Source organism: Pseudochelatococcus sp., assembly GCF_050946405.1.
Taxonomy (GTDB): Bacteria; Pseudomonadota; Alphaproteobacteria; order Rhizobiales; family Beijerinckiaceae; genus Pseudochelatococcus.
Genome location: NZ_JBMNUS010000002.1, coordinates 383,078 through 409,077 on the forward strand (window position 1 = coordinate 383,078; position 26,000 = coordinate 409,077).

A 26,000-nucleotide genomic window follows, 5' to 3' on the forward strand; every position below is an offset into this window, starting at 1 on the left:
ATATATACAATCTATGGACTAATATGATTCATGCTGCCACAATACGGCAGAATCGCGAAGAGACTGGCAGCCTCGATGTCTACATCATCCGTTCCCGATCCCGTTGCAGCCGCCAAGATGCCGATGCGCCGGCGCGGCGGGGCGCGGGCGGACAGGCGCCGCCCGCCTATTGAGAACGGCGCTGAAGACTGCTTCATTCTTTTTCCCGTTCATTGAGGATCCGATTCATGCCATCCGATTTCAAACACCCCGAGACGCTGGCGCTGCACGGCGGCACCTACCGCGCCGACACCGCGACCGGCGCCGTGGCCGTGCCGATCTACCAGACCACTTCCTACCAGTTCACCGATACCGATCATGCCGAGCGTCTTTTCGCGCTGAAGGAACTCGGCTTTATCTACACGCGCCTTTCCAACCCGACGCAGGACGCTTTCGAGCAGCGCGTCGCCGCGCTGGAAGGCGGCGCGGCAGCGCTGGCCGTCGCTTCCGGGCAGGCGGCTTCCGCCTATGCCGTGCTGAATGTCGCCGGCGCGGGCGACAACATCGTCAGCTCCACGGATCTGTACGGCGGCACCTGGGCGCTGTTCGCGGCGTCGCTGCGGCATCTGGGCGTCGAGGTGCGTTTCGTCGATCCCGCCGATCCCGAAAACTTCCGCCGCGCGACCGACGAGCGCACGCGCGCCTATTACGCGGAATCGCTGCCCAATCCCAAGCTTCAGGTGTTTCCGATCGCCGAAGTCGCCGCCATCGGCCGCGAGCTGGGTGTGCCGCTGATCGTCGACAACACGGCCGCGCCGCTTACCATCCGGCCCTTCGAGCACGGCGCGGCGGTCGTCGTCTATTCGGCGACGAAGTACATCGGCGGCCACGGCACGTCCATCGGCGGTCTGATCGTCGACGGCGGCAATTTCCCCTGGGATGAGCACAAGGCGCGGTTCCCGACCCTGAACGAGCCGGACCCGAGCTATCACGGCGCTGTATGGACGGAGGCGGCGAAGCCGCTGGGGCCGGTGGCCTATGTGCTGCGCATCCGCGCGGTGCTGCTGCGCGACGTGGGGGCGGCGATCTCGCCCTTCAACGCTTTCCAGCTCATTCAGGGGCTGGAGACGCTGCCGCTGCGCATTCGCCAGCACAACGAGAACGCGATCCGGGTGGCGGATTTCCTCAAGGCGCGGCCCGAGGTATCCCGTGTCATCTTCCCGGCGTTCCAGACCGGTGAAGAGGGGCGCCGCGCGCAAGCCTATCTGAACGGCGGTTACGGCGGGCTCGTGGGCTTCGAGCTGGCGGGCGGCGTGGAAGCCGGGCGGCGTTTCATCGACGCGCTGAAGCTGTTCTACCACGTCGCCAACATCGGCGACGCGCGATCGCTCGCCATCCATCCGGCCACCACGACGCATTCGCAGCTATCGCCGGAGGATCAACTGCGCACGGGCGTATCGCCGGGCTATGTGCGCCTTTCGGTCGGCATCGAGCACCCGGACGACATCCTCCGCGATCTCGCCGGGGCGCTCGACAGTCTCGGGGCGTAGGGACCGTTTTTCCATCGTCAGTTTGGTTTGAAGTGAAGAAGGGGCAATCATGGGGCTTTCGATCAACGATTTTCACAAGGCGCTGGTGAAGCGCTGGGGGCGGACGCTGGCGGCGTCGCTCGTCGTCGCCGGCAGTCTTCTGTCGGTTGACGCCAAGGCCGGGCCGACGCTGGACAAGATCACCCAGCGCGGCGCGATCAAGGCGGGCGTCGGCACGACGCCGGGCTTTTTCTCGCCCGACAGCAACGGCCGCTGGCAGGGCTTCTTCGTCGACGTGGGCCGCGCCATCTCCATCGCCACCCTCGGCGATCAGGACAAGATCGAGTTCACCGTCTCCTCGCCGCAGCAACGCCTGCCGGCCTTGCAGGCCGGCGAGTTTGACATCCTGCTGTCGGGCGTCACCGTCACGATCACGCGCGCCTTCAAGCTCGGCTTCCACTTCGGTCCGACCATCTTCTACGACGGGCAGGGCATTCTGGTGCGCAAGGATCTCGGCGTGACGAAGGCCGCCGATCTCGACGGCGCCACCATCGGCGTGCAGAGCGGCACGACCGGCGAGCTGAATATTGCCGACTTCTTCCGCAAGGCCGGCAAGTCCTTCAAGGCGCTGACCATCGAGGACACGAAGCAGTTCATTTCCGCTCTGGAGGAAGGCCGCGTCGATGCGATCACGCAGGACTCGTCCGATCTCGTCGGCAAGCTGAAGCAGATCAAGAATCCCGAAAACTACATCGTGTTGCCCGAGCGCCTGTCCAAGGAACCGCTCGCGCCCGCCATCGCCGGCGGCGACGACCGTTGGCTCGAACTCGTCAACTGGTCGGTGAACGCGCTCATCCAGGCCGAGGAATGGGGCATCACGCAGGCGAACGTCGATACGTTCCTGACCTCCGAAGATCCGGCGATCCGCCGCTTCCTCGGCGTCGATCCGGCGCTCGGCGAGGCGATCGGGCTCGATCCCAAATGGGCCTACAACATCGTCAAGACCCTCGGCAACTACGGCGAGATCTTCGATCGCCACCTGAAGCCGCTGGGCTGGGAGCGCGGCTACAATAACCTGTGGACCAACGGGGGCCTGCTCTATTCGCCGCCGTTCCGCTGATCGGCGGACGTAAAACGTGTCGGAAACGGGACTGGCCCGGATTGCGCCGGGAGCCGTCAACCGGATCAGGACATGGTGGGGGCCGCGCATCGTCACGCAGGTGGTGACGATATGCGCGGTCATCGCCCTGTTCTACCTGCTCGGCCGCAATACCTTCGTCACGATGGAGCGGATCGGGATCACGCCCGGTTTCGGCTTCCTCGGCCATGCGGCGGGCTTCGAGATCGGCGAGTCGCCGATACCGTTCAGCCCCGGCAACACCTATGCCTATGCAATGCTGGCCGGCGTCATCAACACCCTCCGGGTGGCGGCGCCGGGCTGCGTTCTGGCGACGGTCCTCGGCGTCGCGGTCGGCATCGCGGTGCTGTCGGGCAACATGCTGCTCGCCGGTCTTGCGCGCGGCTATATCGAGACCATCCGCAACACGCCGCTGCTGCTGCAATTGTTCTTCTGGGTCTCGCTGACCAAGGCGCTGCCGCCGCCGCGGCAGGCGCAGCCGCTGCTTGACGCGGTGTTCCTGACCAACCGGGGCATCTTCTTTCCCGGCGTGACGTTCGAGAACAGCCCTGCCGTCGCGGGGCTGGCCGTCGTCGCCGTGCTCGCCGGTTGCGCCTTTTTTTCGTGGCGGGCACGGCGCAGGGGCGCGCTCTCCAAGCGCGGGACGCTGCCGGCTGCGCTCGCGGCCGCCGCTCTCGCAGGCGTTGCGTTCGCGCTCGCGGGCGGGCGCGTCGGTTTCGACGTGCCGGCGCTTGCCGGGTTCAACATTCGCGGCGGCGCGGTCATCACGCCGGAATTCACCGCGCTTCTGATCGGGCTGACGGTCAAGTTCTCGGCGGCCATCGCGGAGATCGTCCGCGCCGGTATCCAGTCGGTAGGACAAGGACAGTGGGAGGCGGCGCGCGCGCTGGGCCTGCATCGGGGCCAGATCATGCGCCTCGTCGTGATTCCGCAGGCGCTCCGGGTCATCACGCCGCCCATCACCTCGAACTATCTCGATCTGACCAAGGATTCGAGCCTCGCCGTCGCCATCGGCTATCCCGATCTCGTGAGCATCGTCAACACGACGGCCAACACCACGGGACAGGCGTTCGAGGCGCTCGTCATCCTCATCGGGGTGTTTCTCGTGATCAATCTGTCGGTGTCATACGCCATGAACGTCTATAACCGGCGTGTCGCGTTGCGGGGAGCCGCCCGCCGATGACGTTGCGGAACGAACCGGCCGGCGCGCCCATAGCCGCGCCGCATGCAGCCTTGCGGCCTGCGCCGCTCTGGCGGCGTCTTCGCGCCGGGCTGTTCGGCACGCGGGGCAACACCGCGATCACGCTCGCCACGCTCGCGGCGCTCGGCTGGACCGTGCCGCCCGTCCTGCGCTGGGCCGTCATCGACGCGACCTGGAGCGGCACGGCGGCCGATTGCGCCGAGGCGGCGGGTGCCTGCTGGGCGTTCGTGGCCGCGAAATTCGGCTTCATCAGCTTCGCGTTCTACCCGCCCGCGCTGCACTGGCGGCCGACGCTGGCGATCGTTCTTCTGCTCGGCCTGCTCGCCGTGACGGCGTTGCCGCGCTTCTGGCGGCGGGAACTGCTGCTGGCCTGGCCGGCTGCCATCGTCGCGAGCTGGCTGCTGATGGCGGGCACCTTCACGCCGCCGGCGGTGCCGTCCAACCAATGGGGCGGGCTGCCCGTCACCCTGCTGGTATGGACGGTGTGCTTCGGCATCGCGACGCCGCTGGCGATCGGGCTGGCGCTCGCCCGGCAATCCGCCATGCGCGGCGTGCGGATGCTCGCCGTCGCCTTCATCGAGCTGATGCGCGCCGTCCCCATGGTCGCCATACTCTATGTCGCGATGCTGATCCTGCCGATGGCCGTGCCGGACGGCCAGCTCATCGACAAGAACATCCGCGCCATGATCATGATCACGCTGTTCTGGTCGGCCTATATCGCGGAAGTCGTGCGGGCGGGGTTGCAGGCCCTTCCGCCGGGGCAGGACGAGGCGGCGACGGCGCTCGGGCTCGGCTACTGGCGGCGCATGCAACTCGTCATCCTGCCGCAGGCTCTGCGCACCGTCGTGCCGGCGATGGTCAACCTCGCCATCGGCTTTCTGCTCGCGACCTCGCTGCTCACCGTGATCGGCATCGTCGATCTCCTCAACGCCGCCCGCGCGGCGACGACCGATCCCGAATGGCTCGGCTTCCATGACGAGGCCTATCTTTTCGTCGCTGCGATCTATCTGGCGTTCTGCTCCGGCGGGTCGCGCTACAGCAGATGGCTCGAGCGCTATCTCGGCGCCGCCGGCGCCCGCCGGTGACTTTGATTATATATTGATAATGTAGATTATATGGAATAAAAATTCCCCGTCATCGGAGATACCGGACAGGCGAGGGCGCGCCTCGCCGATGCCGTTTTCGGGAGCGGCTCGCGAGAGCCCGGCCGTTGGCGTGTCGCCTGTTCGCGGAGTAGCTTCATGGGCCTTGATATCTTCTGGTTCCTGCCGACATCGGGTGATACCCGTTATCTCGGCAAGTCCGATTTCGGGCGCAAGCCGACGAACGCCTACATGCGGCAGATCGCCGTTACGGCCGAGCATCTCGGCTACGACGGCCTGCTCATTCCCACCGGTTCGACATGCCTCGATCCGTGGGTGACGGCGGCGAGCCTTGTGCCGGTTACGCATCGCATCCGGCTGCTGGTGGCCTTGCGCACCTCGATCAGCGGGCCGACGGCCTCGGCGCGGCAGGCGGCGGCGCTCGACGAGGCGCTCGGCGGGCGTCTGCTGCTCAACGTCGTGCCGGGCGGCGATGCGCGGGAACTGGCGGCCGATGGCGTGTTCCACGATCACGATACCCGTTACGACGCCGCGGACGAGTTCCTGACCGTCTGGCGCCGGTTGCTGGAGAGCGGCGAGACGGTCGATTTTGCCGGCAAGCACGTTACCGTGCAGGGCGCGCGCAACATTCACCCGGCGGTGCAACAGCCCTATCCGCCGCTCTATTTCGGCGGCTCCTCGCCGGCGGCGCATGAACTGGCCGCGAAGCATGTCGACGCGTATCTCACGTGGGGCGAGCCGCCGGCGGCGGTGGCGGAAAAAATCGCCAACGTGCGCGATCGCGCCGCGAAATACGGGCGCAGCGTGCGTTTCGGCGTGCGGCTGCATGTCATCGTGCGCGAGACCACCGAGGAGGCGTGGGCGGATGCCGAACGCCTGATCAGCAAGCTCACCGACGAGGATATCCGTCTGGCGCAGGAGAATTACGCCGGCATGGACTCCGAAGGGCAAAGAAGGATGGCCGCCCTGCACGGCGGCCGGCGAGACCGGTTGGAAATCAGCCCGAACCTGTGGGCGGGCGTCGGTCTGGTGCGCGGCGGCGCTGGCACAGCGTTGGTGGGCGATGCGCCGACCGTCGCCGCGCGCCTTCTGGAATATGCCGATCTCGGCGTCGATACCTTCGTGCTCTCCGGCTATCCGCATCTGGAGGAAGCGATCCGCTTCGCTGAACTCGTCTTTCCGCTGTTGCCGGGCAAGGAACCGGTCACGCTTCGCGGCGAGGCGCATACCGGCGGCGCGTTCGACCTTCGCGGCCGGCCGGCCGATCCGCCGGAACGGCGGTGAGGCGCGCGCGGGAACGGTTGTCACGGCAGCGGTCTGCGCTATCGTGACGATTGTGTCGCCGGTTTTATCGCCGGCTCAACAGGTGGAGACATCATGCCGGAACACGGCGGTATCGCGATCCCGGACGAGATCGCGGCCTTCAACGACGAAATCGTGGCGATCCGCCGCGATCTGCATCAGCACCCGGAACTGGGATTCGAGGAAGTGCGCACGGCGGGCATCGTCGCCGAGCGGCTGGCCGGTTGGGGCGTCGAGGTTCATCGCGGCGTCGGGCGCACAGGGGTCGTGGGCGTGCTGCGCGCCGGCAGCGGCGGCAACCGCAGCATCGGCCTGCGGGCTGATATGGACGCCCTGCCGATGCATGAGGAAAGCGGCCTGCCGTTCGCGTCGCGGAGCCCCGGCCGCTTTCACGGCTGCGGGCACGACGGGCATACGGCTATCCTGCTCGCCGCCGCCCGCTATCTGGCGACGACCCGCCGCTTCGACGGCACGGTGGTGTTCGTCTTTCAGCCGGCGGAGGAAGGGCTGGGCGGCGCGCGCGCCATGATCGACGACGGCCTGTTCGCGCGTTTTCCGGTCGACGAAATCTACGGCCTGCATAATTCCCCTCTCACGCCGCACGGTCATGTCCATGTCTCGCCGGGGCCGGTGCAGGCGGGGGCGGATTTTTTCGACATCGTGATCCGCGGCAGCGGCGGCCATGCCGCCCATCCCCACATGGCGCGCGATCCGATCGTGGCGTCCGCTGCGCTGATCGCCGCTCTGCAAGGCATCGTCAGCCGCCATACGCCGCCGCGCGAGGCGGCGGTGCTGTCGGTGACGGCCATCAACTCGAACGTCACCTATAACGTCATTCCCGAAACCGTTCATCTGCGCGGCACGGTGCGCACGCTCGACGGCGCGCTGAAACGGCGCATCGCCGACCGTATCAGGGCAGTCGCGGCGGGTGTCGCGCTGTCGCATGACGTGAGCATCGAGGCCGATATCCGCGATGCGGTTGCGCCGCTGGCCAATGTCGCCGAACAGGCCGACGCGATCGCCGCGATCGCCCGCACGGTCGTGGGCGAGGCGAACGTCAGCACCGACTGGCGGCCGAGCATGGGCAGCGAGGATTTTTCGGAATATCTCAACCACGTGCCCGGCGCGTTCTTCTCGCTCGGCCATCACGGCGACATTCCGCTGCACAGCCCGCGCTTCGTCCTCGACGACGGCATCCTCCCGGTGGGCGCAACCTTGTTCGCGCGTCTCGTCGAAGGGCGGTTGTCGCCGGAGGCATGATCCGCCAGAATAACGCTATTGCGAGACGCTGCCCCTGTCGCCGGCGGGGGCCGCGATGGCCCGGCGCAACTGCTCCGGCGTCTCGACGCGGAAGGGGAACCATAGCCGCGCCGTGGCCTCCCGGCTCACGAGGTCGAGGCCGTCGGGATCGATGCCGCTCACCCGCCAGCGCCCCGGCCGGGCGCCGGCCAGCACCGCGAGGCGGGACGATTCGCCGGCCAGCGCGTTGAGCCGCTCGATCTCTCCTTCGCCGGCGGCGAGCAACGCTTCCGCGCCGGCGAGGCCGATGGCGAGATCCGCCGGGGTGATTTGCGCCGCATTGCGCGCCGGGCCGCCGTTCAGCTTGAGATCTTCCACGTTCACGCGGTAGAGGCGCGCATCCGGCAGGGCGAGGTAGAGCTTCGATTTCGGATGGCGGGCCACATATCGGCGGCTCGCCCGGGCGAATGCCTCGCCGTCGAGCCGGATGGCGCGGCCGATGAGCGTCAGGCGCGGAAGGGTCAGCGCATCGCCCGGGCCTTCGGGCGCGATGGCGACGGCCACCCGGTCGTCGGCTTCGAGATTGCGCGCGTGCAGGGAAATCGCCGCGGCGAAGAAGCACGGTGCGCCATCGGCGCCGAGCGCCAGATTCGTGACCATGTTATAGGGATAGCCGCTGCCGGGATCGACGGTGGCGATCGCCGCCGTGCGCGCGGCGTGCAGCAGCGTGCGGGCGGTCCTGACCGCATCGAACGGAAGCGCGGCCGCTTCGTCGATCGACAAAGCGCGCGGCGTGATGGGAGAGTCGGAAGCGTCAGTCATGAATGCCGTGCCGGATCGCGCGAATAACGGCCTCAGAATAGCCGTCTTTCCCCGGCGATCAAATATAAACCGGCGGCAAGCGAAACTTTCAAATTGATGTATTTTGAAACAACGGCCATGCCGGGAGTAAAGCGGGCTTGCATGACAGTGCAGGACGAAAGAACTTCGCGCGACAAGGCGCGAAGTTCTCCGTCGCATAGGCTCAGTCGGCTTTTCCGCCGGCGTGGACGAGATTTTCGTAATCGGTCAGCAGCGTCGTGGTGATGTCGCCGGGCGTGAAACGGTGCGGGCCGATCTCGGAAACCGGCGTGACCTCGGCCGCGGTGCCGGTCACGAAGCTTTCCGTGAAGTCGGCGAGTTCCTCCGGCAGGATGGGCCGCTCGATCACCGGGATGCCGCGCTGCTTCGCCAGTTCGATCACCGTCTGGCGGGTGATGCCGTTCAGGAAGCCCTCGGGCTCGGGCGTGTGCAGTTCGCCGTTCTTCACGAAGAAGATGTTCGCGCCGGTGCACTCGGCCACACGGCCGCGCCAGTCGAGCATGAGCGCGTCCGAATAGCCCTTGCGCTCGGCCTTGTGCTTCGAGATCGTGCAGATCATGTAAAGGCCGGCCGCCTTGGCCGTCGACGGCGCGGTGGCGGGATCGGGGCGGCGGTATTCCGCGATGTCGAGCCGGATGCCCTTCAGGCGCTCCTCGCGTGTGAAGTAGCTCGGCCACACCCAGGCGGCGACGGCGAGGTGGATGGTGTTCTTCTGCGCGGAGACGCCGAGCGCCTCGGAGCCACGCCACGCGATCGCGCGGACATAGGCGTCGACAAGGCCGTTTTCCGCCAGCACCTGCCGCTTCGCGGCCTCGATCTCGTCCACGCCGTAGGGGATCTCGAAATCGAGCAATTCGGCGGATGTCTTCAGGCGCTCGCTGTGCGCGCGCGACTTGAAGATGACGCCGCCGTAGGCGCGCTCACCCTCGAAGACGGCGGAAGCGTAGTGCAGACCGTGCGTGAGAACCGGCACCGTCGCCTCGCTCGACGGCACCAACCGGCCGTCGACCCAGATGACGTTTTCTTTTTTTTCGTTCGGTGTGACCGACATGTGAACTACTCCGAAAAAGCTCCTCGAAGACTGGTTCGGGAATCAGGACGCGGGCCGCGACGGTCGTGACGGCAAACGATTTCGCCGCGCGAGGGCCGCTCCGTGTTATTTCCTTTCGCGGAACCCACTTGACGGGTAACGATGTTCCTGAAATATGTCAATAAGGCTGACTTAAATGGCGTGATTTCTTTTTAGCCTCTCCCATGTCACATCATGACTGCACAAAATTCGATCAGATGCAATCCGGGGAATGACTTGTGACCATCGCCAGCGCGCCGCCCGCCGGGGCAGGGGCCGTATCATCGCATTCCGGGACGCACGCCGCGGGCAAGTCCGGGCCGCCGGGAAGCGACATCGTTGAGCTGCTTTTCTTCGCCTATCGGGATTTCGTCAGCGACCCGGACAGGCTGCTGACACAGTACGGCTTCGGGCGGGCGCATCACCGGGTGCTGCATTTCGTCGAGCGCCAGCCGGGCATGACCATCGCCGAGATGCTCGACATTCTGGGCATCACCAAGCAGAGCCTCAATCCGATTTTGAAGGATCTTGTCGAAAAAGGCTATATCGTGCAACGTACGGGCACGGTCGATCGGCGGCAGCGCCTGCTGTTTCCGACGGACAAGGGCCGTGCGCTGTCGCTCGATCTCACGAAGCCGCAGCTCGACCGCATCGCCCGCGCGCTCGAAGGCGCCGATCAGGAAGTGCGGAACAAGGTGACGGCGTTTCTGTTCGCCATGATCGAGCCGGACGACCGCGCCCATGTCGCGCGCCTCGTCTGGACGGAGCCGGCCGGCGAGGGGCGCGATGCGGAGTAGGGGGCGATGACGGAAGCGGAAACCAACGATCCGGCGCCGGCAGGCGGCTTGCCCGACGATGCGCCGCATGTTCTCGTCGTCGACGATGACCGGCGTCTGCGGGCGCTTCTGTCGCGCTTCCTCACCGACAACGGCTTTCGCGTCACGGTCGCGCCCAGCGCGGCGGCGGCGGAATCGACCATGGGGCATCTGGTGTTCGACGCGCTGGTGCTCGATGTCATGATGCCCGGTGAGAACGGCTTCGATTTCGCGCGGCGGTGGCGCAAGACTTCCGCCGTGCCGATCCTGATGCTCACCGCGCGCACCGACGGGGCGGACCGCGTGCAGGGGCTCGAGATCGGCGCCGACGATTATCTCGGCAAGCCCTTCGAGCCGCGCGAACTGCTGCTGCGCCTCGGCAACATCATCCGGCGCGGCGGCGCCGGCGAGACGCAGGCGCCTGCGCGCACGGCGCCGGAGGCGATCCGGTTCGGCGATTTTCTCTTCCGTTTCGACCGGGGAGAGTTGCGTTGCGGCGACGAGATCGTCCGCATCACCGAGCGGGAACGCGAGATTCTCACCATCCTGGGCGAGGCTGCCGGCGGACAGGTGTCGCGCGAGGCGCTCGTCGGCGGCGGCCCGGCCGCTGGCCCGGCGAGCGACCGCAACGTCGACGTGCAGATCAACCGGCTGCGCCGCAAGATCGAGCGTGACCCGGCCAATCCCGTCTTCCTGCAAACGGTGCGCGGCGTCGGCTACCGCCTGCTGGTCGACGGTTAGCGCCATGACCGCAACGGAAACGAAGGAAGAGCGGCAGGATGGCGGGCGCGGCCTCTTCGCCGCACCGGCGCGGCTCGCGCGCTGGCTGGGCTCCGTCATGCCCAAGGGGCTGTTCGTCCGCTCGCTGATCATCATCATCGCCCCCATCGTCATCCTGCAATCGGTGGTGGCTTATGTGTTCATGGAGCGCCACTGGCAGCTCGTCACCCGCCGGCTGTCGTCGGCGGTCAGCGCCGATATCGCGGCGCTGATCGATATCTACGATTCCTACCCGCGGCCCCGCGATGCGGAGGACCTCGCGCGCATCGCCGTGGAGCGGCTCGGGCTCGATATCGAGTTCATGCCCGGCACGGAGCTGCCGCCGCCGGGACCCAAGCCCTTCTTCTCGATTCTCGACGAGGTGCTGAGCGACGAGATCCGCCGGCAGGTGGGGCGGCCCTTCTGGATCGACACGGTGGGCCGCTCCAACGTCATCGAAATCCGCATCAGGCTCGATGACGTGGTGATGCGCATCTTCGCGCGGCGCAGCCTCGCCTATGCCTCCAACTCGCATATCTTCCTGATCTGGATGCTGGGCACTTCCTTCGTGCTGGTGACGATCGCCATCCTGTTCCAGCTCAACCAGATACGCCCCATCCTGCGGCTCGCCGACGCGGCGGAGGCCTTCGGCAAGGGGCGCGAGGTGGATTTCCGCCCGCGCGGCGCGCGCGAGGTGCGCCGCGCGGGCGGGGCGTTTCTGGAGATGAAACGCCGCATCGAGCGCGCGATGGATCAACGCACGACCATGCTCAACGGCGTCAGTCATGACCTGCGCACGATCCTCACGCGCTTCCGGCTGTCGCTGGCGCTGATGGCGGACGATCCCGACATCGAGGATCTGCGCAAGGATGTGGACGAAATGGAGCGGATGCTGGAGGCTTATCTCGCCTTCGCCCGCGGCGACGCCGGCGAGCAGGCCGAACTGACGGACATCCGCCCCGTTCTGGACAATCTGCGGCTCGACTATGCCCGCCAGGGGCGCGATATCGAAATATCCGTTTCCGGCGACATGGCGGTGACGGTGCGTCTTTTCGCCTTCCAGCGCCTGCTCGGCAATCTCGTCGCCAACGCCGTGCGCTACGGGGAGCGGGTGAGCGTTACCGCAAGCCGCATTCCGCGCTGGCTGACCATCGCCGTCGACGATGACGGGCCGGGAATCCCGCACGAACTGCGGGAAGAGGCGTTCAAGGCTTTCGTGCGTCTCGACGCCGCCCGCAACGTCGATGACGGCGGCACCGGGCTCGGCCTCGCCATCGCGCGCGACATCGCCCGCTCGCACGGCGGCGATGTCATCCTGTCCGACAGCCCGATGGGGGGCTTGCGCGCGACGATCCGCCTGCCCGTGTGAAGGCGGCGGCGATCAGCCGGAAAGCTCGGCCGCGCGCCGCCGGGCGGCGGCGACGGCGCTGGTGAGGATGGGGCCGATGCCGTTCACGCCGCCGAGCACGGCAAGGGCCGCCGCCGTGGTGCCGCCTTTGGAGGTCACGGCCTCACGCAGTTCGGCGGCCGTCAGCGGCGATTCATCGAGCAGCGCGCCTGCGCCGGTCACGGTGGCGCGGGCCAGCCGCTGCGCGAGCGCCGCCGGAAGCCCCGCCGCGACGCCGGCCTCCGCGAGAGCCTCGACGAGATAGAAGACATAGGCCGGCCCGGACCCCGAAACGCCGGTGACGGCGTCGATCAGGGCTTCGTCGTCCAGCCATTCAACATCGCCGGCGCCCGAGAGCAGCGCGGTCGCGGTCGCCTTCTGCGCGGCGTCGATCGCCTGGGATGCGGCCGCGCCCGTGATGCCGCGCCCGATGGAGGCGGGCAGGTTGGGCATCGCGCGGACGATGGCGCGCGCGCGCGGAAACCGGCCCGCGAGATTGTCGAGCGTCTTGCCGGCGAGAATCGACAGCACGAGCGTGTCTGCCCCGGCAAGGCGCTCCAGCGCGGGTGCGGCCTCGTCGAGCAACTGTGGCTTGACCGCGAGCACGAGCGCTTGCGGCGCGCCGATGCCATCGGGCGCCGCCGTGAGGGCGATGCCCCGCTCGGCCGCCGTCCGCTCGATCGTCGGCGAGGGATGTGGCTCGACGATGGTGATGCGCAGCGGATCGAGACCCGATCGCAGCCAGCCGTCGAGCAACGCGCCGCCCATCTTGCCGGCGCCGACCAGAACGAGCGACGCGGGCAAGGCGACGTCGGGCGGCGGGTTGTCCAGAACATCGGAAAACCGTTGCACAACCTGTACGCCCGTCGTCATTTTCCACCCCTCGCTTACGGCTTCCGGCTCGACCGCCGGCGGCATGCGGCGGCGGAGCCGCTCAGGCCTCGCCTTCCGTTTCGAACAACACGCCCTCCAGCGCCTCCTGGGCGTTCTTGCCCGCCCAGAGCACGAACTGGAAAGCCTGATAATACCGTTCGCACGTTTCCACGGCCACCTGCAACATGGTTTCGCACTGGTTGCGGGTGGGCTCGACGCCGCCCGACAGCAGCAGCGCGTGACGGAACATCACGACATTCTCGCGCGTCCAGAGGTCGAAATGCCCCACCCAGAGCTGCTCGTTGATGAGCGAGATCAGCCGGAGCACTTCCGGCCGCTGGCGCTCCTGCACCTTGAGATCGAAGGCGCAGGCGAGATGCAGCGCTTCCATCTCCTCGATCCACGTAAAGGCGATATGATAATCGGCCCAACCGCTGGTGATCGATACCGACATCTCGTTGTCGTCGGCACGATCGAACGTCCAGTCGTTCATCGACGCATAGCGTTCCACGACATCAAGCGGATGCTCGTCCCGCTCCTGGACGATTTCAAAGTCGAGATGTGTCATATCGTTTCCTCGCCGATCCCTCGGCTCGCACTGGGGAAAAACGCGATGAACCGCGCGGGCAAGCAGAACGCGCGGCATCGATATTGCGGGACGGTGGAAAATAGAGGCTGCTTGCCCTGACGACAGGGCTTCTCCGGGTTGTACCTTGATCTGCCCATATGCATCAGATCCTGTGTTCAGGACGTGCCGCAGCAGTACATCCATGACGAATCCCCCTTGATCGCAAAGGAGATACCGACGAAGAACATTGAGTACAATGCCGCGTCATCGTCGGGGATTCGCGCCGCTCCCACAATGGGCCGCCGGCGGGTTTCCACACCCGTATTTCACGCGGACGCCTTCTCCGTGCCGGAGAGGACGAAAAGCCCTTATCCACTTCCGCAAACTCTTTTCCCATGAATCGCCATAAAGGCCAGATCGTTATATAGGCCCGAAGCCTATGCGGAGGTGATAGCCCCGTCGTCGGATGCGTCAGAATGCCGCACTTCCGCGACGGCATCTTCCGTCGCCTCGTTCCCGGCCGTTTCCGCAAGCCGCGCCTCGAGGGCGGCAATGCGGGCCGCGAGTTTCTCGTTCTCGTCGCGCGCCGCGATGGCGATCTCGCGCACGGCCTCGAACTCCTCGCGGGAAACGACGTCGAGCGAGCGCAGCACGCGCTCGGCCTGCACGCGCGCCGCCGTTTCCACTTCCCGCCGCGCTCCCTCGGCCACGCCCGCAGCATCGGTGATAAGCCGTGCGAAATCGTCGAAAATCCGGTTTCCCGTCTGTGTCATGGCTTCATTTCCTTCTGCCTTGCCGTATGATTAATCGTTTATTATAGCAAAATTCCGGCGCATACCACATCGGCGAGCGGTCGGCGCGGCGATTGCCATCGGAGCGTTGCGCCCCCATCTGAAGGCTGTCGACGACCGGATGCGGCGGCGGGGCGGTCCGCACGGTTTTCGGATGGCGTGCGTGCGACGGGTTCTTTCCGCGCGGCGGCGTGGTGCTATAGAGCATTTGCCGATCCGGTCGGAACGGCGAATACTCCGCGCTTCTCCGTCCGGGGCGGGTTCCGATCGATCAAATGATTCCATTTGATCGGAAAGCGCTCTAAAGAGACAGGCCCGTTCGCCGGGTTCGCCGTCGTCATCGCGCATCGTTGTCAAGGGGAACGTCATGGTTGCCGAAACACAGTCTGCCTCCGCCGCGGTGGTCAAGGATACGACCACGCGGGATTTCCGTCAGGATGTCATTGCCGAATCCCTGAAGCGGCCGGTTCTGGTCGATTTCTGGGCGCCGTGGTGCGGTCCCTGCCGGCAGCTCGCGCCGATCATCGAAAAGGTCGTGAAGGCGGCGCAGGGGCGTGTGGCGCTCGTCAAGCTGAACATCGACGACCATCCCGACATCCCCGGGCAGCTCGGCATCCAGTCCATTCCGGCCGTCATCGCGTTCCAGAAGGGCCAGCCCGTCGACGGTTTCGTCGGCGTGCTGCCTGAAAGCCAGGTGAAAAGCTTCATCGAGCGACTCGTGGGACCGCTCGACGGCGTCGACACGCTGCTCGACGAGGCGGACGGCAAGGCGGCCGCGGGCGATGTCGCCGGCGCGGCGGAGCTTTATGCGAGCGTGCTGGCGCAGGCTCCCGACAACACGCGCGCCATCGGGGCGCTCGTGCGCCTGCACGTGACGCTGGGCGATCTCGAAGGGGCGCGCGGATTTCTGAACGCCGTGCCGGAAGACAAGGCCGCGGACCCGCATATCGCGGCGGCGCGCGTCGCGCTCGATCTCGCCACGCAGGCGGAGGGGCTCGGCGACGTGCGGGAGCTTGAACAGCGCGTCGCGGCCGATGCCGACGATCATCAGGCGCGTTTCGACCTCGCGCTCGCGCTCAACGGCCGCAACCGGCGTCAGGACGCCACCTTGCACCTGATCGAAATCGTGCGGCGCGATCGCGGCTGGAACGACGACGGAGCGCGCAGGCAGCTCCTGCAATTCTTCGAGGCATGGGGTCCCGCCGATCCCGCATCCGTGCTCGGGCGGCGCCGGTTGTCGTCGGTGCTTTTCGCCTGACGGTGTGCTCGCGATGATCCGGGCGGCCGCCCGGACAAGGAGATGGCCATGAACCCTGCGCAGCATTCCAGCCCGACCCAATGGTCGGCGGCCGACTGCCCCGGCGTGATTCCCCTGTTTCCCCTTGCCGGGGCCATTCTGCTGCCGCGCGGCCAGTTGCCGCTCAACGTCTTCGAGCCCCGCTATCTGGCCATGGTCGACGATGCGCTTGGCGGGCGGCGGGTGATCGGCATCATCCAGCCGGATGCCGATGCCGGCGACAGCCCCGTGCCGTCGCTCTACAAGGTGGGCTGCGCGGGGCGCATCACCCAGTTCGTCGAGCCGGAGCATGGCCGCTATCTCGTTTCGCTGACCGGTCTGTCGCGTTTTCGCCTCGTCGAGGAATTGCCGGTGCTGACGCCCTATCGGCAGGCGCGGGTGGAGTATGAGAGCTTTCATGACGATTTCACGCCCCGCGCGGGCGAGGACGGCGTGAACCGCGAGGCCGTGCTCGACGTGCTGCGCCGCTTCGCGCAGGCGAAGGGGCTCAGGATCGACTGGAAGGGCATCGAGGACGCGCCGAACGAGGCGCTCGTCAATGCCCTGTCGATGATGAGCCCGTTCGGCGTGCGCGAGAAGCAGGCCCTGCTGGAGGCCGCCGATCTCGGCACGCGCGCCGATACGCTCGTCGCGATCACGGAAATCGAGCTGGCGCGCTCCGGCGTCGATCCCGATACCACGCTGCAATAACCGTTGACCCCGGACGCCGATCCTGATTACTCGAACGGGACATTCCGACGGGACCGTCGGCGCCGAACAGGCTGGAGAACCATCATGAGCGACCGCAACGCGACGGCCGAAAACCCTTCCTCCCACCACGAGATCGACGGCAAGTTGCTCGAACTCCTTGTCTGCCCCGTCACGAAGGCGCCGCTGGAATACGACGCGCAGAAGCAGGAACTCATCAGCCGGCAGGCGAAACTCGCCTATCCGATCCGCGACGGCATCCCGATCATGCTGCCGGAAGAAGCCCGCACGCTTTCTTGATCCGTAAAGCACGCCAACGGACATGAAGTTTTAAGAAAAACACAGTAAAGTCGTCTTGCTTTCCGGTTTCGGGAATTCTTCTTGCGGAATGAATCCTGTCATGCGCCACCTGCTTGTCATCGGCATGTTGATGCTGTCATCGGCCGTATCGGCGCGCGAAACCCCTGCGGGGGAAGCGCAGCCGGCTCCGGCCGCGCCGCAGGCCGATGCCGCGCCGGCGGGGCTGCCCGCCGACGGCAGGACGGGCTATCGGGAAATCCTGCGCAAGAAAGCCGATGCCGCGGGCGTGCCTTTCGCCCTTGCCGATGCCGTGGCGGAGGTCGAGAGCGGTTATAACAGCGCGGCGGTCGGCGGCGTCGGCGAGGTCGGCCTGATGCAGGTGTTGCCCTCCACCGCGCGCATGCTCGGCTTCTCCGGCCCGCTGAAAAAGCTGTTCGAGCCGGAAACGAACATTCATTACGGCGTCACCTATCTGGCGCAGGCATGGCGCCTTGCCGGAAACGACATCTGCACCACCGTGATGAAGTACCGCGCCGGGCACGGCGAGAGCCGTTTCTCGCACCGCTCGGTCGACTATTGCATCAAGGTGCGGCGCGGTCTCGCGGCACGCGGCTATGCCGTGACGGGCGAGGTGCCGAAGGCGACTTTCGGGGAGCCGGTCGGCGGCGCCGTCAAGGTGGCCGGGCGGGTGCGCAAGAAGAGCCGGCTCAACTGGACGGCGGCGGATGCGCGCTGGCGCAAGGTGACGGGACAGATCAATTCCGCCAGCCTCAGCATCATGGCGCAATGATTTTCTGACGCCTGCCCGGCAGCTTATTGAAGATCGATCAGAAACGGGATGAGCGGCGCGTCGGCCGGCGGCATGGGATAATCGCGCAGGTTTCGCGGTGCGACCCATTTGAGTTGCTGCCCTTCGCGTGCCGAAACCGTCCCTTCCCAGCGGCGGCAGACGTAGAGCGGCATCAACAGGTGAAAGCTCTCGTAGGCATGGCTGGCGAAGGTGAGCGGCGCAAGGCAGGCTTCCTTCACGGTAATGCCCAGTTCCTCGGAAAGCTCGCGAATGAGGCTGACCTCCGGGCTTTCGCCCGGCTCCAGCTTGCCGCCCGGAAACTCCCACAGCCCCGCAAGCGCCTTGCCCTCAGGGCGCTGGGCGATCAGCACGCGCCCGTCGCTGTCGATGAGAGCGCATGCAACGACGAACAGCAGCTTTTTCGGCGCATCGGCGGACATGCATTCCCCGGTAGCGGGTTTCCCGGTCATGGATTTCCTTATGAGCGGTAGTCGCCGTTGATGGCGACGTATTCCTTCGTCAGATCGCACGTCCAGACGGTGGCCGTGCCGCGCCCGAGCCCGAGATCGACGCCGATGGCGACTTCCTCGTTGCGCATGTAGGCGGAAACGGCTTCCTCGTCATAGGAGGGATCGCGCTCGCCCTCGTGCGCGACACGGATGCCGCCGAAGGAGATCGACAACCGGTCGCGGTCGGCGGGCTCGCCGGCCTTGCCCACCGCCATCACCACGCGCCCCCAGTTGGCGTCCTCGCCGGCGACGGCGGTTTTCACCAGCGGGGAATTGGCGATGGAGAAGGCGATCCGCTTGGCCGAAGCGGCGCTGACCGCGCCCTCGACCTTGACGGTGACGAACTTGCGCGCGCCCTCGCCGTCGCGGGCCACCTGCTGGGCGAGGTCGATCAGCAGCTTGTTGAGCGCGGCGCGGAAGCCGGCCAGCCGCCTGTCGCCCGCCGTCTCGATGCGGGGCGCGCCGCGTCCGGCCGCCGAGCCGGTCGCGAAGGCGAGCAGGGTGTCGGAAGTCGAGGTGTCGCTGTCGACCGTGACGGCGTTGAAAGATCCCTGCACGCCGCGCGAGAGCAGCCCCTGCAACGCGCCGGCGGACAGCGGCGCATCGGTGACGACGAAGGCCAGCATCGTCGCCATGTCCGGGGCGATCATGCCCGCACCCTTGGCGAAACCGTTGATCGTGACCGGGACGCCGCCGATCGTCGCCATCCGGGTGGCGACCTTGGGAAAGGTGTCCGTCGTCATGATCGCCTGCGCGGCGTCGATCCAGGCATCGTCCGAGGCGGCGCGCGCGCAGTCGCCCAGCACCGCGCCGAACTTCGTCGCGTCGAGCGGCTCGCCGATCACGCCCGTGGAGGCGAGAAATATCTCGCTTTCCGCGCAGCCGACTGCCTCCGCCGCCAGCTTCGCCGTCAGCGCGGTAGCCTCGCGGCCCTTGCGGCCCGTGAATGCATTGGCGTTGCCGGAGTTGACGACGAGCGCGCGCGCCGACCCGTGCGGCAGATTGGCGCGGCACCAGTCGACGGGCGCGGAGGGGCAGCGCGACCGCGTGAACACGCCCGCGACCGTGGTGCCCGGATCGAAGATCGCCAGCAGAACGTCGGTGCGCCCCTTGTAGCGGATGCCGGCGGCGGCGGTGGCAAACCGCGCGCCGGGAATGGCCGGCAGGTCGGGATACGCCTTCGGCGCGAGCGGAGAAATCGGTGTCGCCATGATTGTGCCCTGAGCCGCGATGCTCGAAGAATGGCCCCCGCGCCAGAACCGTTTCCGCTTTTGCCGGATTCGCCCTGGCGTCTGGAATTGCGAGAGAACAAGAGGATCAAGGCGTTTTCGCGATTCGAAGAAAGGCGGCAACGCTCCGGAGCGGCGGACATTGAAGCCGATGTCGTTCCGCCGCCTGATCCGCTTGTCGACGCATCGACTCAAAAAGACGGATTATCGATGCGTTTCAACGAAACCTGAAAATAACCCGGTTCTTGGAAATAACCTAGTTCTTGGCGGGCGCCGCCGGCTTGGCTCCGTCCGCGTTTCCGGCTGCGTCCGGGCTGGCCTTTTCCGCTTCGGCGGGCTTGTCGAGCCGCTCGATCTTCGCCTTCTCGCGCAGCGACAGCACGGCTTCCTGCTGGGCTTTCTGCACGATGAAGGTTTCGATCTGGTCCTTGATCTCGTCATAGGTCGGCACCGGCTTGCGGCGCTTGTCCTCGACCTTGATGATATGCCAGCCGAATTGCGTCTTGACCGGATCGGAAACCTTGCCCGGTTCCAGCTTGAACGCGACTTCGGCGAACTCCGGCACCATGCGGTCGCGGGTGAAATAGCCCAGGTCGCCGCCTTCGCGGGCGGAGCCGGGGTCCTTCGAAAGCTCGGAGGCGAGCGCGTTGAAGTTTTCGCCCTTCTTCAGGCGCTCGGCGACGTTTTTCGCCGTCGCCTCGTCGGGCACGAGGATGTGGCGCGCATGAACCTCGTCTTCCGGCGTCAGGTTCTTGACGGTTTCGTCATAAAGCTTGCGCCCGGCTTCCTCGGTCGCGGCGTCGCGGGCGACCTTGGCGAGATATTCGTCCACGAGCACCTTGTCGCGGGCATAGGCGAGCCGCTGCGCGAACTCCGGCGACTGATCGAGCTTTTCGGCCGCCGCCGCCAGAGCGCCGAGGCGGATGTCGATCAGGTAGCCCACGAGATAGTCGCGCCGCTGCGCTTCGGGCATCACGGGCAGGCGATCGTTCAGCTCCTCGGAGGCGAGGGCGAGATCCTTCTCGGTGACAGGGACGCCGTTGACGCGCGCGAGCACGTTGTCGCCGGCCGGCGCCGTGGCCGCCGCGGGCGCGGCCGGCTGCTGGGCGGCGGCCGTGCCGGTGTATGCGGCGAGCGAGGCGGCCAGAAGGGCGAAATAGCGGAAACGGCGCGCGGTCATGGTGCAATCCACAAAATGACGTTGTCGGGTGCTGTCGGGCGGCAGCGCAGATTCGCGAACCGTGACGATCACGAAACCGATGAATGAGTGGCGTAACCGGCCGGCGTTGGCAAGGACATTTCTCGGAAGATTTCTCCGAAGCTTTCCGGGGGGATTCTTTAGCGGGCTCCCCGACGGATTTTCGTTCGCGTTCGCGGGCCGGGGGCATGTGCCGCCGCTTTTGCCGACGCCGCCTGTTGACAGCGGGCGCGGATGCGCCCATCTCGCTTTCGTGCCATCCACGCTATCTTCCATATGGATCGGGTGTTTGCGGTAGACCGCCGCCATTCTGCCGGTTAAATCGTGTGGAGCGGCGCGGCGGCATGCGACGTTCTCTGTGTTCTGGAAGGCTTTCCATGTTAGGCGGCATTGCGAAAAAACTCTTCGGGTCGGCCAACGACCGGCGCTTGAAGTCCTATCGGGGGCGGGTCGCGGCGATCAACGCGCTCGAGCCGGAGGTCGCAGCCCTGTCCGATGAGGCGCTGCGCGCCCGTACTGCGGAATTCCGCCAGCAATTCGCCGAAGGGAAGCCGCTCGACGATCTGCTGGTGCCCGCTTTCGCCACCGTGCGCGAGGCGGCGAAGCGCGTGCTCGGCCAGCGCCATTTCGACGTGCAGCTCGTCGGCGGCATGGTGCTGAACGAGGGCGCCATCGCCGAAATGCGCACCGGCGAGGGCAAGACGCTGGTGGGCACGCTGCCGGTCTATCTCAACGCGTTGACGGGCAAGGGCGTTCATGTCGTCACCGTCAACGATTACCTGGCGAGCCGCGACGCGGGCACCATGGGGCGCGTCTACCGCTTCCTCGGTCTTTCGGTGGGCGTCATCACCCACGGCCTCGACGACGACCAGCGCCGCGCGGCCTATGCCGCCGACGTCACCTACGGCACCAACAACGAATACGGCTTCGACTATCTGCGCGACAATATGAAGTACGATCTCGCGCAGATGGTGCAGCGCGGGCATCATTTCGCCATCGTGGACGAGGTGGACTCGATCCTGATCGACGAGGCGCGCACGCCGCTCATCATCTCCGGGCCGCTCGACGACCGTTCCGACCTCTACAACACCATCAACGCCCTCATTCCGCAGCTCACGCGGGAAGATTACGATCTCGACGAGAAGCAGCGCGCCGTCTCCCTCACCGAGAGGGGCAACGAGCGGATCGAGGAAATTCTCGCCGAGGCGGGCCTGCTGAAGGACGGGGCGGGCCTTTACGACGCCGTCAACGCCTCGCTCGTTCACCACGTCAACCAGGCGCTGCGGGCGCACACGCTGTTCCAGCGCGACAAGGATTACATCGTCCGCAACGGCGAGGTCGTGATCATCGACGAGTTCACCGGCCGCATGATGCAGGGGCGCCGCTACTCGGAGGGGCTGCATCAGGCGCTGGAGGCGAAAGAGCACGTGCAGGTGCAGCCCGAGAACCAGACGCTCGCCTCGATCACCTTCCAGAACTATTTCCGCCTCTACGAAAAGCTCGCCGGCATGACCGGCACGGCGGCGACGGAGGCGGACGAGTTCGCCGACATCTATCGTCTGGATGTGGTCGAGGTGCCGACCAACCTGCCCGTGCGCCGCGTCGACGAGGACGACGAGGTCTATCGCACGGAAAAGGAGAAGCTCAAGGCCATCGCGCGCGAGATCGCGGAAGCTTCGGCCAAGGGGCAGCCGATCCTCGTCGGCACGACATCCATCGAGAAATCGGAAGAGCTGGCGCGCTATCTTGCCGAAAACGGCTTCCGGCAGGTCGATTTCGGCTCGCAGGATGCGTTGCGCCCCGTGTTCGAGGCGGCGCGGGCCGGCAGATCCAGCAAGTACTTCGCGGTGCTGAACGCCCGCTTCCACGAGCAGGAAGCCTTCATCGTGGCGCAGGCGGGCGTGCCGGGCGCCATCACCATCGCCACCAACATGGCCGGCCGCGGCACCGACATCCAGCTCGGCGGCAACGCCGACATGCGCATCGCGCAGGAACTCGGACTGCCGCCGGATAGCGAGGGCGCGGACCCGGAGATCCTGGCGCGCGAACAGGCCATCCGCGGCGAGGTGGCGGCTTTCAAGCAGCGCGCCATCGACGCGGGCGGCCTTTATGTCATCGGCACCGAGCGGCACGAGAGCCGGCGCATCGACAACCAGTTGCGCGGCCGCTCCGGCCGTCAGGGCGATCCCGGCCGCTCCAAGTTCTACCTGTCGTTGCAGGACGACCTGATGCGCATCTTCGGCTCCGACCGCATGGACGGCATGCTCCAGCGCCTCGGGCTGAAGGAGGACGAGGCCATCGTCCATTCGTGGATCAACAAGGCCATCGCCAAGGCGCAAGGCAAGGTCGAGGCGCGCAACTTCGACATCCGCAAGAACATCCTGAAATACGACGACGTCATGAACGACCAGCGCAAGGTCGTGTTCGAGCAGCGGCGCGATTTCATGTCGCGGGAATCCGTGCGCGAGGAAGTCGACGACATGCGCAACGGCGTGATCGACGATCTCGTGGCGCGCCACATTCCGCACGACGCCTATCCCGAGCAATGGGATGCGGCGGGTCTCGCCGAGGCGGTGACGGACACCCTCAACCTCGACCTGCCCATCGCCGAATGGGTGAAGGAGGAGGGTATCGCCGACGACGAAATCCGCGAGCGGATCAGGACGGCGGCCGAGGCGGCCTATGCGGAGCGCGTGGAGCGCAATACGCCGGAGCTGTCCACCTACGTCGAAAAGCAGGTGCTGCTGCAATCGCTCGATCATCTCTGGCGCGAACATCTGGTGACGCTCGATCATCTGCGGCAGGTCGTCGGCTGGCGCGGGCTGGCGCAGCGCGATCCGCTCAACGAATACAAGGCGGAGGCGTTCCAGCTCTTCAACGGTCTGATCGACCAGTTGCGCACGCAGGTGACGCGGCAGGTTTCGCGCGTCGAGATCGTCATGCGCCAGCCCGAGACGGAGCCGGTCGGGAACCTGCCCGCGTCCGGGGGGCAGGATGCCGATGCGCCGCTGGACGGCGCCGATGCCGTGGCTGCGGCGGTCGATCCCGAGGATCCCGCCACCTGGGGCCGCGTGGGCCGCAACGATCCGTGCCCGTGCGGTTCCGGGCGCAAGTTCAAGCATTGTCACGGCCGGTTCGCTTGATCCGGGAGTTATGTCCGGATGTAGACGCGAGGTGACGACCAGTATCGGGCGTTGCCTCGCGTGATATTTATGACTTTTTGCTTATCGCGCAACAGGCGCTTGTTGATTGAGGGCGTTATTTAGAAAATATCAAAACAGCGCCCGCAAGTTGAAAACTGCATGGTAACTTGTGATAATGCATTGTTTACAACATGTTAAATTTTGCTTTGTGGTGATGACATCGTGCTCTATCATCTTCGGATTGATAGGGGATCGGACAGACAGGCTGAAAACGTGTCATGGCGACGATCGTAGTCCTTGATCGGCGGGAGGACGGAACGTCTGCCGTTACGATTCCGACCTTTTCGAAGGCTATCGACATCGTGATGAAGCGGGTTGCCTCCGGCGAGTCGCTGACGCCCTGGGTCCGTTCCGCTCTCGGCGGGGCGGAGGGGCAGGAGGGCGCAGGCGGAAAGCCGGCCGGGGCCAAGCCTGCGGTCGTCATCATCAAGATCGGCGCTTTCGACGACGCGACGGGTTCCATCCTGCACGATCTGCGGCAGGTTCTTCCCGGCACCGACGTGCCTGTCATGGTGGTGAGTGAAAAGCCGGGCGACCCGTTCCTGTTCAAACCCTCCCGCGAGGATGCGGTCGAGGTTTTTTCGCTGGAGGCCGGGAACGACGCCTGGATCGGCCGTCTCCGGCAATTGCTGGAGGGAGAAAGCCGGCAGCGCGGCGAGGGCTCCGCGCAGGTGACGCGGGTGCATCCCGACGACGAGGCGCCGGCGCTTCCGCGCGATCCCGGCACGTTCGACGAGGAGCTTCGCCGCGAGATCACCCGTTCGGCCGGCGGGACGCTGGCGCTGCATATCATCAGGGTCGACAGCTACAACGTGGTCGCCAACGCTTTCGGCCTGGAGGCGGGCCGGCGCCTGCTCGATATCTGCCTCAACAGGCTTTTCAACAGCGTCGGCAACCGGGGCGTCGTCGGCCGCCACGGGGTGGATTGCCTGGCGGTGTTGCAGAGAGGCGGAAAGGGGCCGCAGGATGCGGAGCTTCTCGCCCAGCGCATGGCCGCGCAATTGTCGGGACCGTGCGTGATTTTCGGGCATCGGATCAGCCTTGCGGTCACGATCGGCGTTGCGGTTTGCCCGGACGGTGGCGAGGATTACGATGTGCTCGCGCATGGGGCGACGCTCGCCATCGACAATGCCGCCAGAAGCGGGCGGCGGGTGGCTTTCTATCATCCGGGGCTGCTGGACGATGCGCGCCAGAAGGCCGCGCTCGATATCGACCTGCGCAACGCGCTGACAAGACGGCAGTTCTTCCTGCAATTTCAGCCACAGATATCGCTTTCGGAAGGCCGCGTCATCGGCGCGGAGGCGCTTATCCGCTGGCGCCGCCCGAACGGCCGCGTGGAACAGCCGGGCGTGTTCCTGCCCTATGCGGAACAAAGCGGGCTGATTTGCGAGATCGACGAATGGGTTCTTCTTCAGGCATGCCGCACCGCCCGCCAGTGGCATGATGCCGGCATGCCGCTGCGGATCGGCGTCAACCTGTCGTCGGTGCAATTCGCGCGCCGCAGCATACCCGGCCTGGTGGCGCGCGTCCTCAGCGAAACGAGCCTCGACCCGCGCTATCTCGACATCGAGCTGACGGAAAGCGCGGTGATGCACGAGGTCGAGCGCGTGACGGTCGATCTCGCCTGCATTCGCGCCTTCGGCGTTTCGGTGTCGATCGACGATTTCGGCGTCGGCTATTCGTCCTTGCACTTTCTTCAGCAATTGCGCGCCGACCGGCTGAAGATCGATCGGGATTTCGTGCGCAATCTGACCGTCAACCGGAACGACCGCGCCATCCTGCGCGCAATCGTCACGCTCGGTCACGAATTGGGCTTCGAGATCGTCGTGGAAGGCATCGAAACAGCGGACCAGCTTGCCATTCTGCGCGAGGAATCCTGTGACGAGGTACAGGGTTTTCTATTCGCGCGTCCCATGTCGATACTGGACTTCATGACCTACACGCAACGCGCCTCCGAATCGGGCGATCTGGTCGAACAAATGGTTGCTGCCCATTAAAGCGTTTTCACGCAAAGCGGATATTGCCTTGCGTGAAGAAAACGCGTCGAATCAATAAGATAGAGTATTTCGGCGTTTCAACGAAATGCCGAAATACTCTTAGAGCGCCATCCACCGGGCGATCGCGCGGCATGGCACAAAAAAACGCCGCCCTGACAGGACGGCGCTTCCCAGTC

25 protein-coding genes are annotated in these 26,000 nt (G+C 66.0%); 16 read left to right on the plus strand and 9 right to left on the minus strand.

Annotation, left to right across the window (positions count from 1 at the left end; translation table 11 throughout):
- The first annotated feature begins 227 nt into the window (after positions 1–227).
- The 6 genes from ACOYJQ_RS05395 to ACOYJQ_RS05420 all read left to right on the plus strand — a co-directional run bounded on the left by ACOYJQ_RS05395 (position 228) and on the right by ACOYJQ_RS05420 (position 7,512).
- Positions 228–1,529 (plus strand): O-acetylhomoserine aminocarboxypropyltransferase/cysteine synthase family protein, encoded by a 1,302-nt coding sequence (locus ACOYJQ_RS05395; protein ID WP_433456968.1) that lies wholly within the window; start codon positions 228–230, stop codon positions 1,527–1,529.
- 49 nt (positions 1,530–1,578) lie between these two features.
- Positions 1,579–2,628, plus strand: a complete 1,050-nt coding sequence (locus ACOYJQ_RS05400; RefSeq protein ID WP_433456969.1) for an amino acid ABC transporter substrate-binding protein — start codon at positions 1,579–1,581, stop codon at positions 2,626–2,628.
- A gap of 16 nt (positions 2,629–2,644) precedes the next feature.
- Positions 2,645–3,829 carry an amino acid ABC transporter permease gene (locus tag ACOYJQ_RS05405; protein WP_433456970.1) on the plus strand — a complete coding sequence of 395 codons (1,185 nt, stop codon included), beginning with the start codon at positions 2,645–2,647 and terminating at the stop codon, positions 3,827–3,829.
- Complete coding sequence (locus tag ACOYJQ_RS05410) at positions 3,826–4,932, plus strand: amino acid ABC transporter permease (RefSeq protein ID WP_433456972.1); 1,107 nt, start codon at positions 3,826–3,828, stop codon at positions 4,930–4,932. Before ACOYJQ_RS05405 ends, ACOYJQ_RS05410 begins: the two co-directional genes overlap by 4 nt.
- Before the next feature lie 156 nt (positions 4,933–5,088).
- Entirely contained in the window at positions 5,089–6,234 is a 1,146-nt protein-coding gene (gene ssuD / locus ACOYJQ_RS05415) for an FMNH2-dependent alkanesulfonate monooxygenase (RefSeq protein WP_433456974.1), read from the plus strand.
- Positions 6,235–6,327: 93 nt separating this feature from the next.
- Positions 6,328–7,512, plus strand: coding sequence for a M20 aminoacylase family protein (locus ACOYJQ_RS05420; RefSeq protein WP_433456975.1), 1,185 nt, complete (start codon positions 6,328–6,330; stop codon positions 7,510–7,512).
- Between the two features lie 15 nt (positions 7,513–7,527).
- On the opposite strand, the gene ACOYJQ_RS05425 is transcribed toward ACOYJQ_RS05420, so the two are convergent.
- A complete protein-coding gene (locus tag ACOYJQ_RS05425; protein WP_433456976.1) occupies positions 7,528–8,313 on the minus strand; it encodes a HugZ family protein in 786 nt (261 codons plus the stop codon).
- Between the two features lie 202 nt (positions 8,314–8,515).
- The gene (locus ACOYJQ_RS05430; protein WP_433456977.1) at positions 8,516–9,403 is read right to left on the minus strand and encodes a branched-chain amino acid aminotransferase; all 888 of its coding nucleotides are present in this window, start codon (positions 9,401–9,403) and stop codon (positions 8,516–8,518) included.
- 257 nt (positions 9,404–9,660) lie between these two features.
- Between ACOYJQ_RS05430 and ACOYJQ_RS05435 the strand changes: the two genes are divergently transcribed.
- From ACOYJQ_RS05435 to ACOYJQ_RS05445, 3 genes are read left to right on the plus strand one after another with little or no spacing between them, the layout of a single operon-like run.
- Positions 9,661–10,218, plus strand: a complete 558-nt coding sequence (locus ACOYJQ_RS05435) for a MarR family winged helix-turn-helix transcriptional regulator (protein WP_433456978.1) — start codon at positions 9,661–9,663, stop codon at positions 10,216–10,218.
- A gap of 6 nt (positions 10,219–10,224) precedes the next feature.
- On the plus strand, positions 10,225–10,977 hold the full coding sequence (locus tag ACOYJQ_RS05440; protein WP_433456980.1) for a response regulator: 753 nt from the start codon (positions 10,225–10,227) through the stop codon (positions 10,975–10,977).
- 4 nt (positions 10,978–10,981) lie between these two features.
- A complete protein-coding gene (locus ACOYJQ_RS05445) occupies positions 10,982–12,364 on the plus strand; it encodes an ATP-binding protein (protein WP_433456981.1) in 1,383 nt (460 codons plus the stop codon).
- Between the two features lie 12 nt (positions 12,365–12,376).
- On the opposite strand, the gene proC is transcribed toward ACOYJQ_RS05445, so the two are convergent.
- The 4 genes from proC to ACOYJQ_RS05465 form a co-directional block, all read right to left on the minus strand.
- Positions 12,377–13,255, minus strand: a complete 879-nt coding sequence (gene proC, locus ACOYJQ_RS05450) for a pyrroline-5-carboxylate reductase (protein WP_433456982.1) — start codon at positions 13,253–13,255, stop codon at positions 12,377–12,379.
- Between the two features lie 61 nt (positions 13,256–13,316).
- Positions 13,317–13,823, minus strand: coding sequence for a YbjN domain-containing protein (locus ACOYJQ_RS05455; RefSeq protein ID WP_433456983.1), 507 nt, complete (start codon positions 13,821–13,823; stop codon positions 13,317–13,319).
- 437 nt (positions 13,824–14,260) lie between these two features.
- Entirely contained in the window at positions 14,261–14,596 is a 336-nt protein-coding gene (locus ACOYJQ_RS05460; RefSeq protein WP_433456984.1) for an accessory factor UbiK family protein, read from the minus strand.
- 4 nt (positions 14,597–14,600) lie between these two features.
- Positions 14,601–14,822: a hypothetical protein gene (locus ACOYJQ_RS05465; RefSeq protein WP_433456985.1), complete on the minus strand. Its 222-nt coding sequence runs from the start codon at positions 14,820–14,822 to the stop codon at positions 14,601–14,603.
- A gap of 159 nt (positions 14,823–14,981) precedes the next feature.
- Between ACOYJQ_RS05465 and trxA the strand changes: the two genes are divergently transcribed.
- From trxA to ACOYJQ_RS05485, 4 genes are all read left to right on the plus strand, one after another.
- On the plus strand, positions 14,982–15,872 hold the full coding sequence (gene trxA / locus ACOYJQ_RS05470) for a thioredoxin (protein ID WP_433456986.1): 891 nt from the start codon (positions 14,982–14,984) through the stop codon (positions 15,870–15,872).
- A gap of 42 nt (positions 15,873–15,914) precedes the next feature.
- A complete protein-coding gene (locus ACOYJQ_RS05475; RefSeq protein WP_433456988.1) occupies positions 15,915–16,601 on the plus strand; it encodes an LON peptidase substrate-binding domain-containing protein in 687 nt (228 codons plus the stop codon).
- Positions 16,602–16,685: 84 nt separating this feature from the next.
- The gene (locus ACOYJQ_RS05480) at positions 16,686–16,898 is read left to right on the plus strand and encodes a Trm112 family protein (protein ID WP_433456989.1); all 213 of its coding nucleotides are present in this window, start codon (positions 16,686–16,688) and stop codon (positions 16,896–16,898) included.
- A 100-nt stretch (positions 16,899–16,998) separates the two neighbouring features.
- A complete protein-coding gene (locus ACOYJQ_RS05485) occupies positions 16,999–17,688 on the plus strand; it encodes a lytic transglycosylase domain-containing protein (RefSeq protein ID WP_433456990.1) in 690 nt (229 codons plus the stop codon).
- A gap of 23 nt (positions 17,689–17,711) precedes the next feature.
- Here ACOYJQ_RS05485 and ACOYJQ_RS05490 read toward each other — a convergent pair whose 3' ends face one another.
- Positions 17,712–18,158 (minus strand): (deoxy)nucleoside triphosphate pyrophosphohydrolase, encoded by a 447-nt coding sequence (locus ACOYJQ_RS05490; protein WP_433456992.1) that lies wholly within the window; start codon positions 18,156–18,158, stop codon positions 17,712–17,714.
- Positions 18,159–18,166: 8 nt separating this feature from the next.
- Positions 18,167–19,408 carry a bifunctional glutamate N-acetyltransferase/amino-acid acetyltransferase ArgJ gene (gene argJ, locus ACOYJQ_RS05495; protein ID WP_433456993.1) on the minus strand — a complete coding sequence of 414 codons (1,242 nt, stop codon included), beginning with the start codon at positions 19,406–19,408 and terminating at the stop codon, positions 18,167–18,169.
- Positions 19,409–19,438: 30 nt separating this feature from the next.
- Here argJ and ACOYJQ_RS05500 point away from each other — a divergent pair, with 30 nt between their 5' ends.
- The gene (locus ACOYJQ_RS05500) at positions 19,439–19,657 is read left to right on the plus strand and encodes a hypothetical protein (RefSeq protein ID WP_433456994.1); all 219 of its coding nucleotides are present in this window, start codon (positions 19,439–19,441) and stop codon (positions 19,655–19,657) included.
- A gap of 25 nt (positions 19,658–19,682) precedes the next feature.
- On the opposite strand, the gene ACOYJQ_RS05505 is transcribed toward ACOYJQ_RS05500, so the two are convergent.
- Positions 19,683–20,606 carry a peptidylprolyl isomerase gene (locus ACOYJQ_RS05505; protein ID WP_433456995.1) on the minus strand — a complete coding sequence of 308 codons (924 nt, stop codon included), beginning with the start codon at positions 20,604–20,606 and terminating at the stop codon, positions 19,683–19,685.
- 395 nt (positions 20,607–21,001) lie between these two features.
- On the opposite strand from ACOYJQ_RS05505, the gene secA reads away from it, so the two are divergent.
- On the plus strand, positions 21,002–23,767 hold the full coding sequence (gene secA, locus ACOYJQ_RS05510) for a preprotein translocase subunit SecA (protein WP_433456996.1): 2,766 nt from the start codon (positions 21,002–21,004) through the stop codon (positions 23,765–23,767).
- Positions 23,768–24,045: 278 nt separating this feature from the next.
- A complete protein-coding gene (locus tag ACOYJQ_RS05515; protein WP_433456997.1) occupies positions 24,046–25,824 on the plus strand; it encodes a putative bifunctional diguanylate cyclase/phosphodiesterase in 1,779 nt (592 codons plus the stop codon).
- Positions 25,825–26,000 lie beyond the last annotated feature (176 nt).

Coding starts and splice junctions, on each gene's coding strand:
- trxA (WP_433456986.1), top strand. CDS start 14,982: ATGGTTGCCGAAACACAGTCTGCCTCCGCCGCGGTGGTCAAGGATACG.
- ACOYJQ_RS05490 (WP_433456992.1), bottom strand. CDS start 18,158: ATGACCGGGAAACCCGCTACCGGGGAATGCATGTCCGCCGATGCGCCG.
- ACOYJQ_RS05460 (WP_433456984.1), bottom strand. CDS start 14,596: ATGACACAGACGGGAAACCGGATTTTCGACGATTTCGCACGGCTTATC.
- ACOYJQ_RS05500 (WP_433456994.1), top strand. CDS start 19,439: ATGGCCCCCGCGCCAGAACCGTTTCCGCTTTTGCCGGATTCGCCCTGG.
- argJ (WP_433456993.1), bottom strand. CDS start 19,408: ATGGCGACACCGATTTCTCCGCTCGCGCCGAAGGCGTATCCCGACCTG.
- secA (WP_433456996.1), top strand. CDS start 21,002: ATGTTAGGCGGCATTGCGAAAAAACTCTTCGGGTCGGCCAACGACCGG.
- ACOYJQ_RS05425 (WP_433456976.1), bottom strand. CDS start 8,313: ATGACTGACGCTTCCGACTCTCCCATCACGCCGCGCGCTTTGTCGATC.
- ACOYJQ_RS05400 (WP_433456969.1), top strand. CDS start 1,579: ATGGGGCTTTCGATCAACGATTTTCACAAGGCGCTGGTGAAGCGCTGG.
- ACOYJQ_RS05480 (WP_433456989.1), top strand. CDS start 16,686: ATGAGCGACCGCAACGCGACGGCCGAAAACCCTTCCTCCCACCACGAG.
- ACOYJQ_RS05420 (WP_433456975.1), top strand. CDS start 6,328: ATGCCGGAACACGGCGGTATCGCGATCCCGGACGAGATCGCGGCCTTC.
- ACOYJQ_RS05515 (WP_433456997.1), top strand. CDS start 24,046: ATGGCGACGATCGTAGTCCTTGATCGGCGGGAGGACGGAACGTCTGCC.
- ACOYJQ_RS05445 (WP_433456981.1), top strand. CDS start 10,982: ATGACCGCAACGGAAACGAAGGAAGAGCGGCAGGATGGCGGGCGCGGC.
- ACOYJQ_RS05395 (WP_433456968.1), top strand. CDS start 228: ATGCCATCCGATTTCAAACACCCCGAGACGCTGGCGCTGCACGGCGGC.
- ssuD (WP_433456974.1), top strand. CDS start 5,089: ATGGGCCTTGATATCTTCTGGTTCCTGCCGACATCGGGTGATACCCGT.
- ACOYJQ_RS05475 (WP_433456988.1), top strand. CDS start 15,915: ATGGCCATGAACCCTGCGCAGCATTCCAGCCCGACCCAATGGTCGGCG.
- ACOYJQ_RS05410 (WP_433456972.1), top strand. CDS start 3,826: ATGACGTTGCGGAACGAACCGGCCGGCGCGCCCATAGCCGCGCCGCAT.
- ACOYJQ_RS05455 (WP_433456983.1), bottom strand. CDS start 13,823: ATGACACATCTCGACTTTGAAATCGTCCAGGAGCGGGACGAGCATCCG.
- ACOYJQ_RS05465 (WP_433456985.1), bottom strand. CDS start 14,822: ATGCTCTATAGCACCACGCCGCCGCGCGGAAAGAACCCGTCGCACGCA.
- ACOYJQ_RS05440 (WP_433456980.1), top strand. CDS start 10,225: ATGACGGAAGCGGAAACCAACGATCCGGCGCCGGCAGGCGGCTTGCCC.
- ACOYJQ_RS05485 (WP_433456990.1), top strand. CDS start 16,999: ATGCGCCACCTGCTTGTCATCGGCATGTTGATGCTGTCATCGGCCGTA.
- ACOYJQ_RS05430 (WP_433456977.1), bottom strand. CDS start 9,403: ATGTCGGTCACACCGAACGAAAAAAAAGAAAACGTCATCTGGGTCGAC.
- proC (WP_433456982.1), bottom strand. CDS start 13,255: ATGACGACGGGCGTACAGGTTGTGCAACGGTTTTCCGATGTTCTGGAC.
- ACOYJQ_RS05505 (WP_433456995.1), bottom strand. CDS start 20,606: ATGACCGCGCGCCGTTTCCGCTATTTCGCCCTTCTGGCCGCCTCGCTC.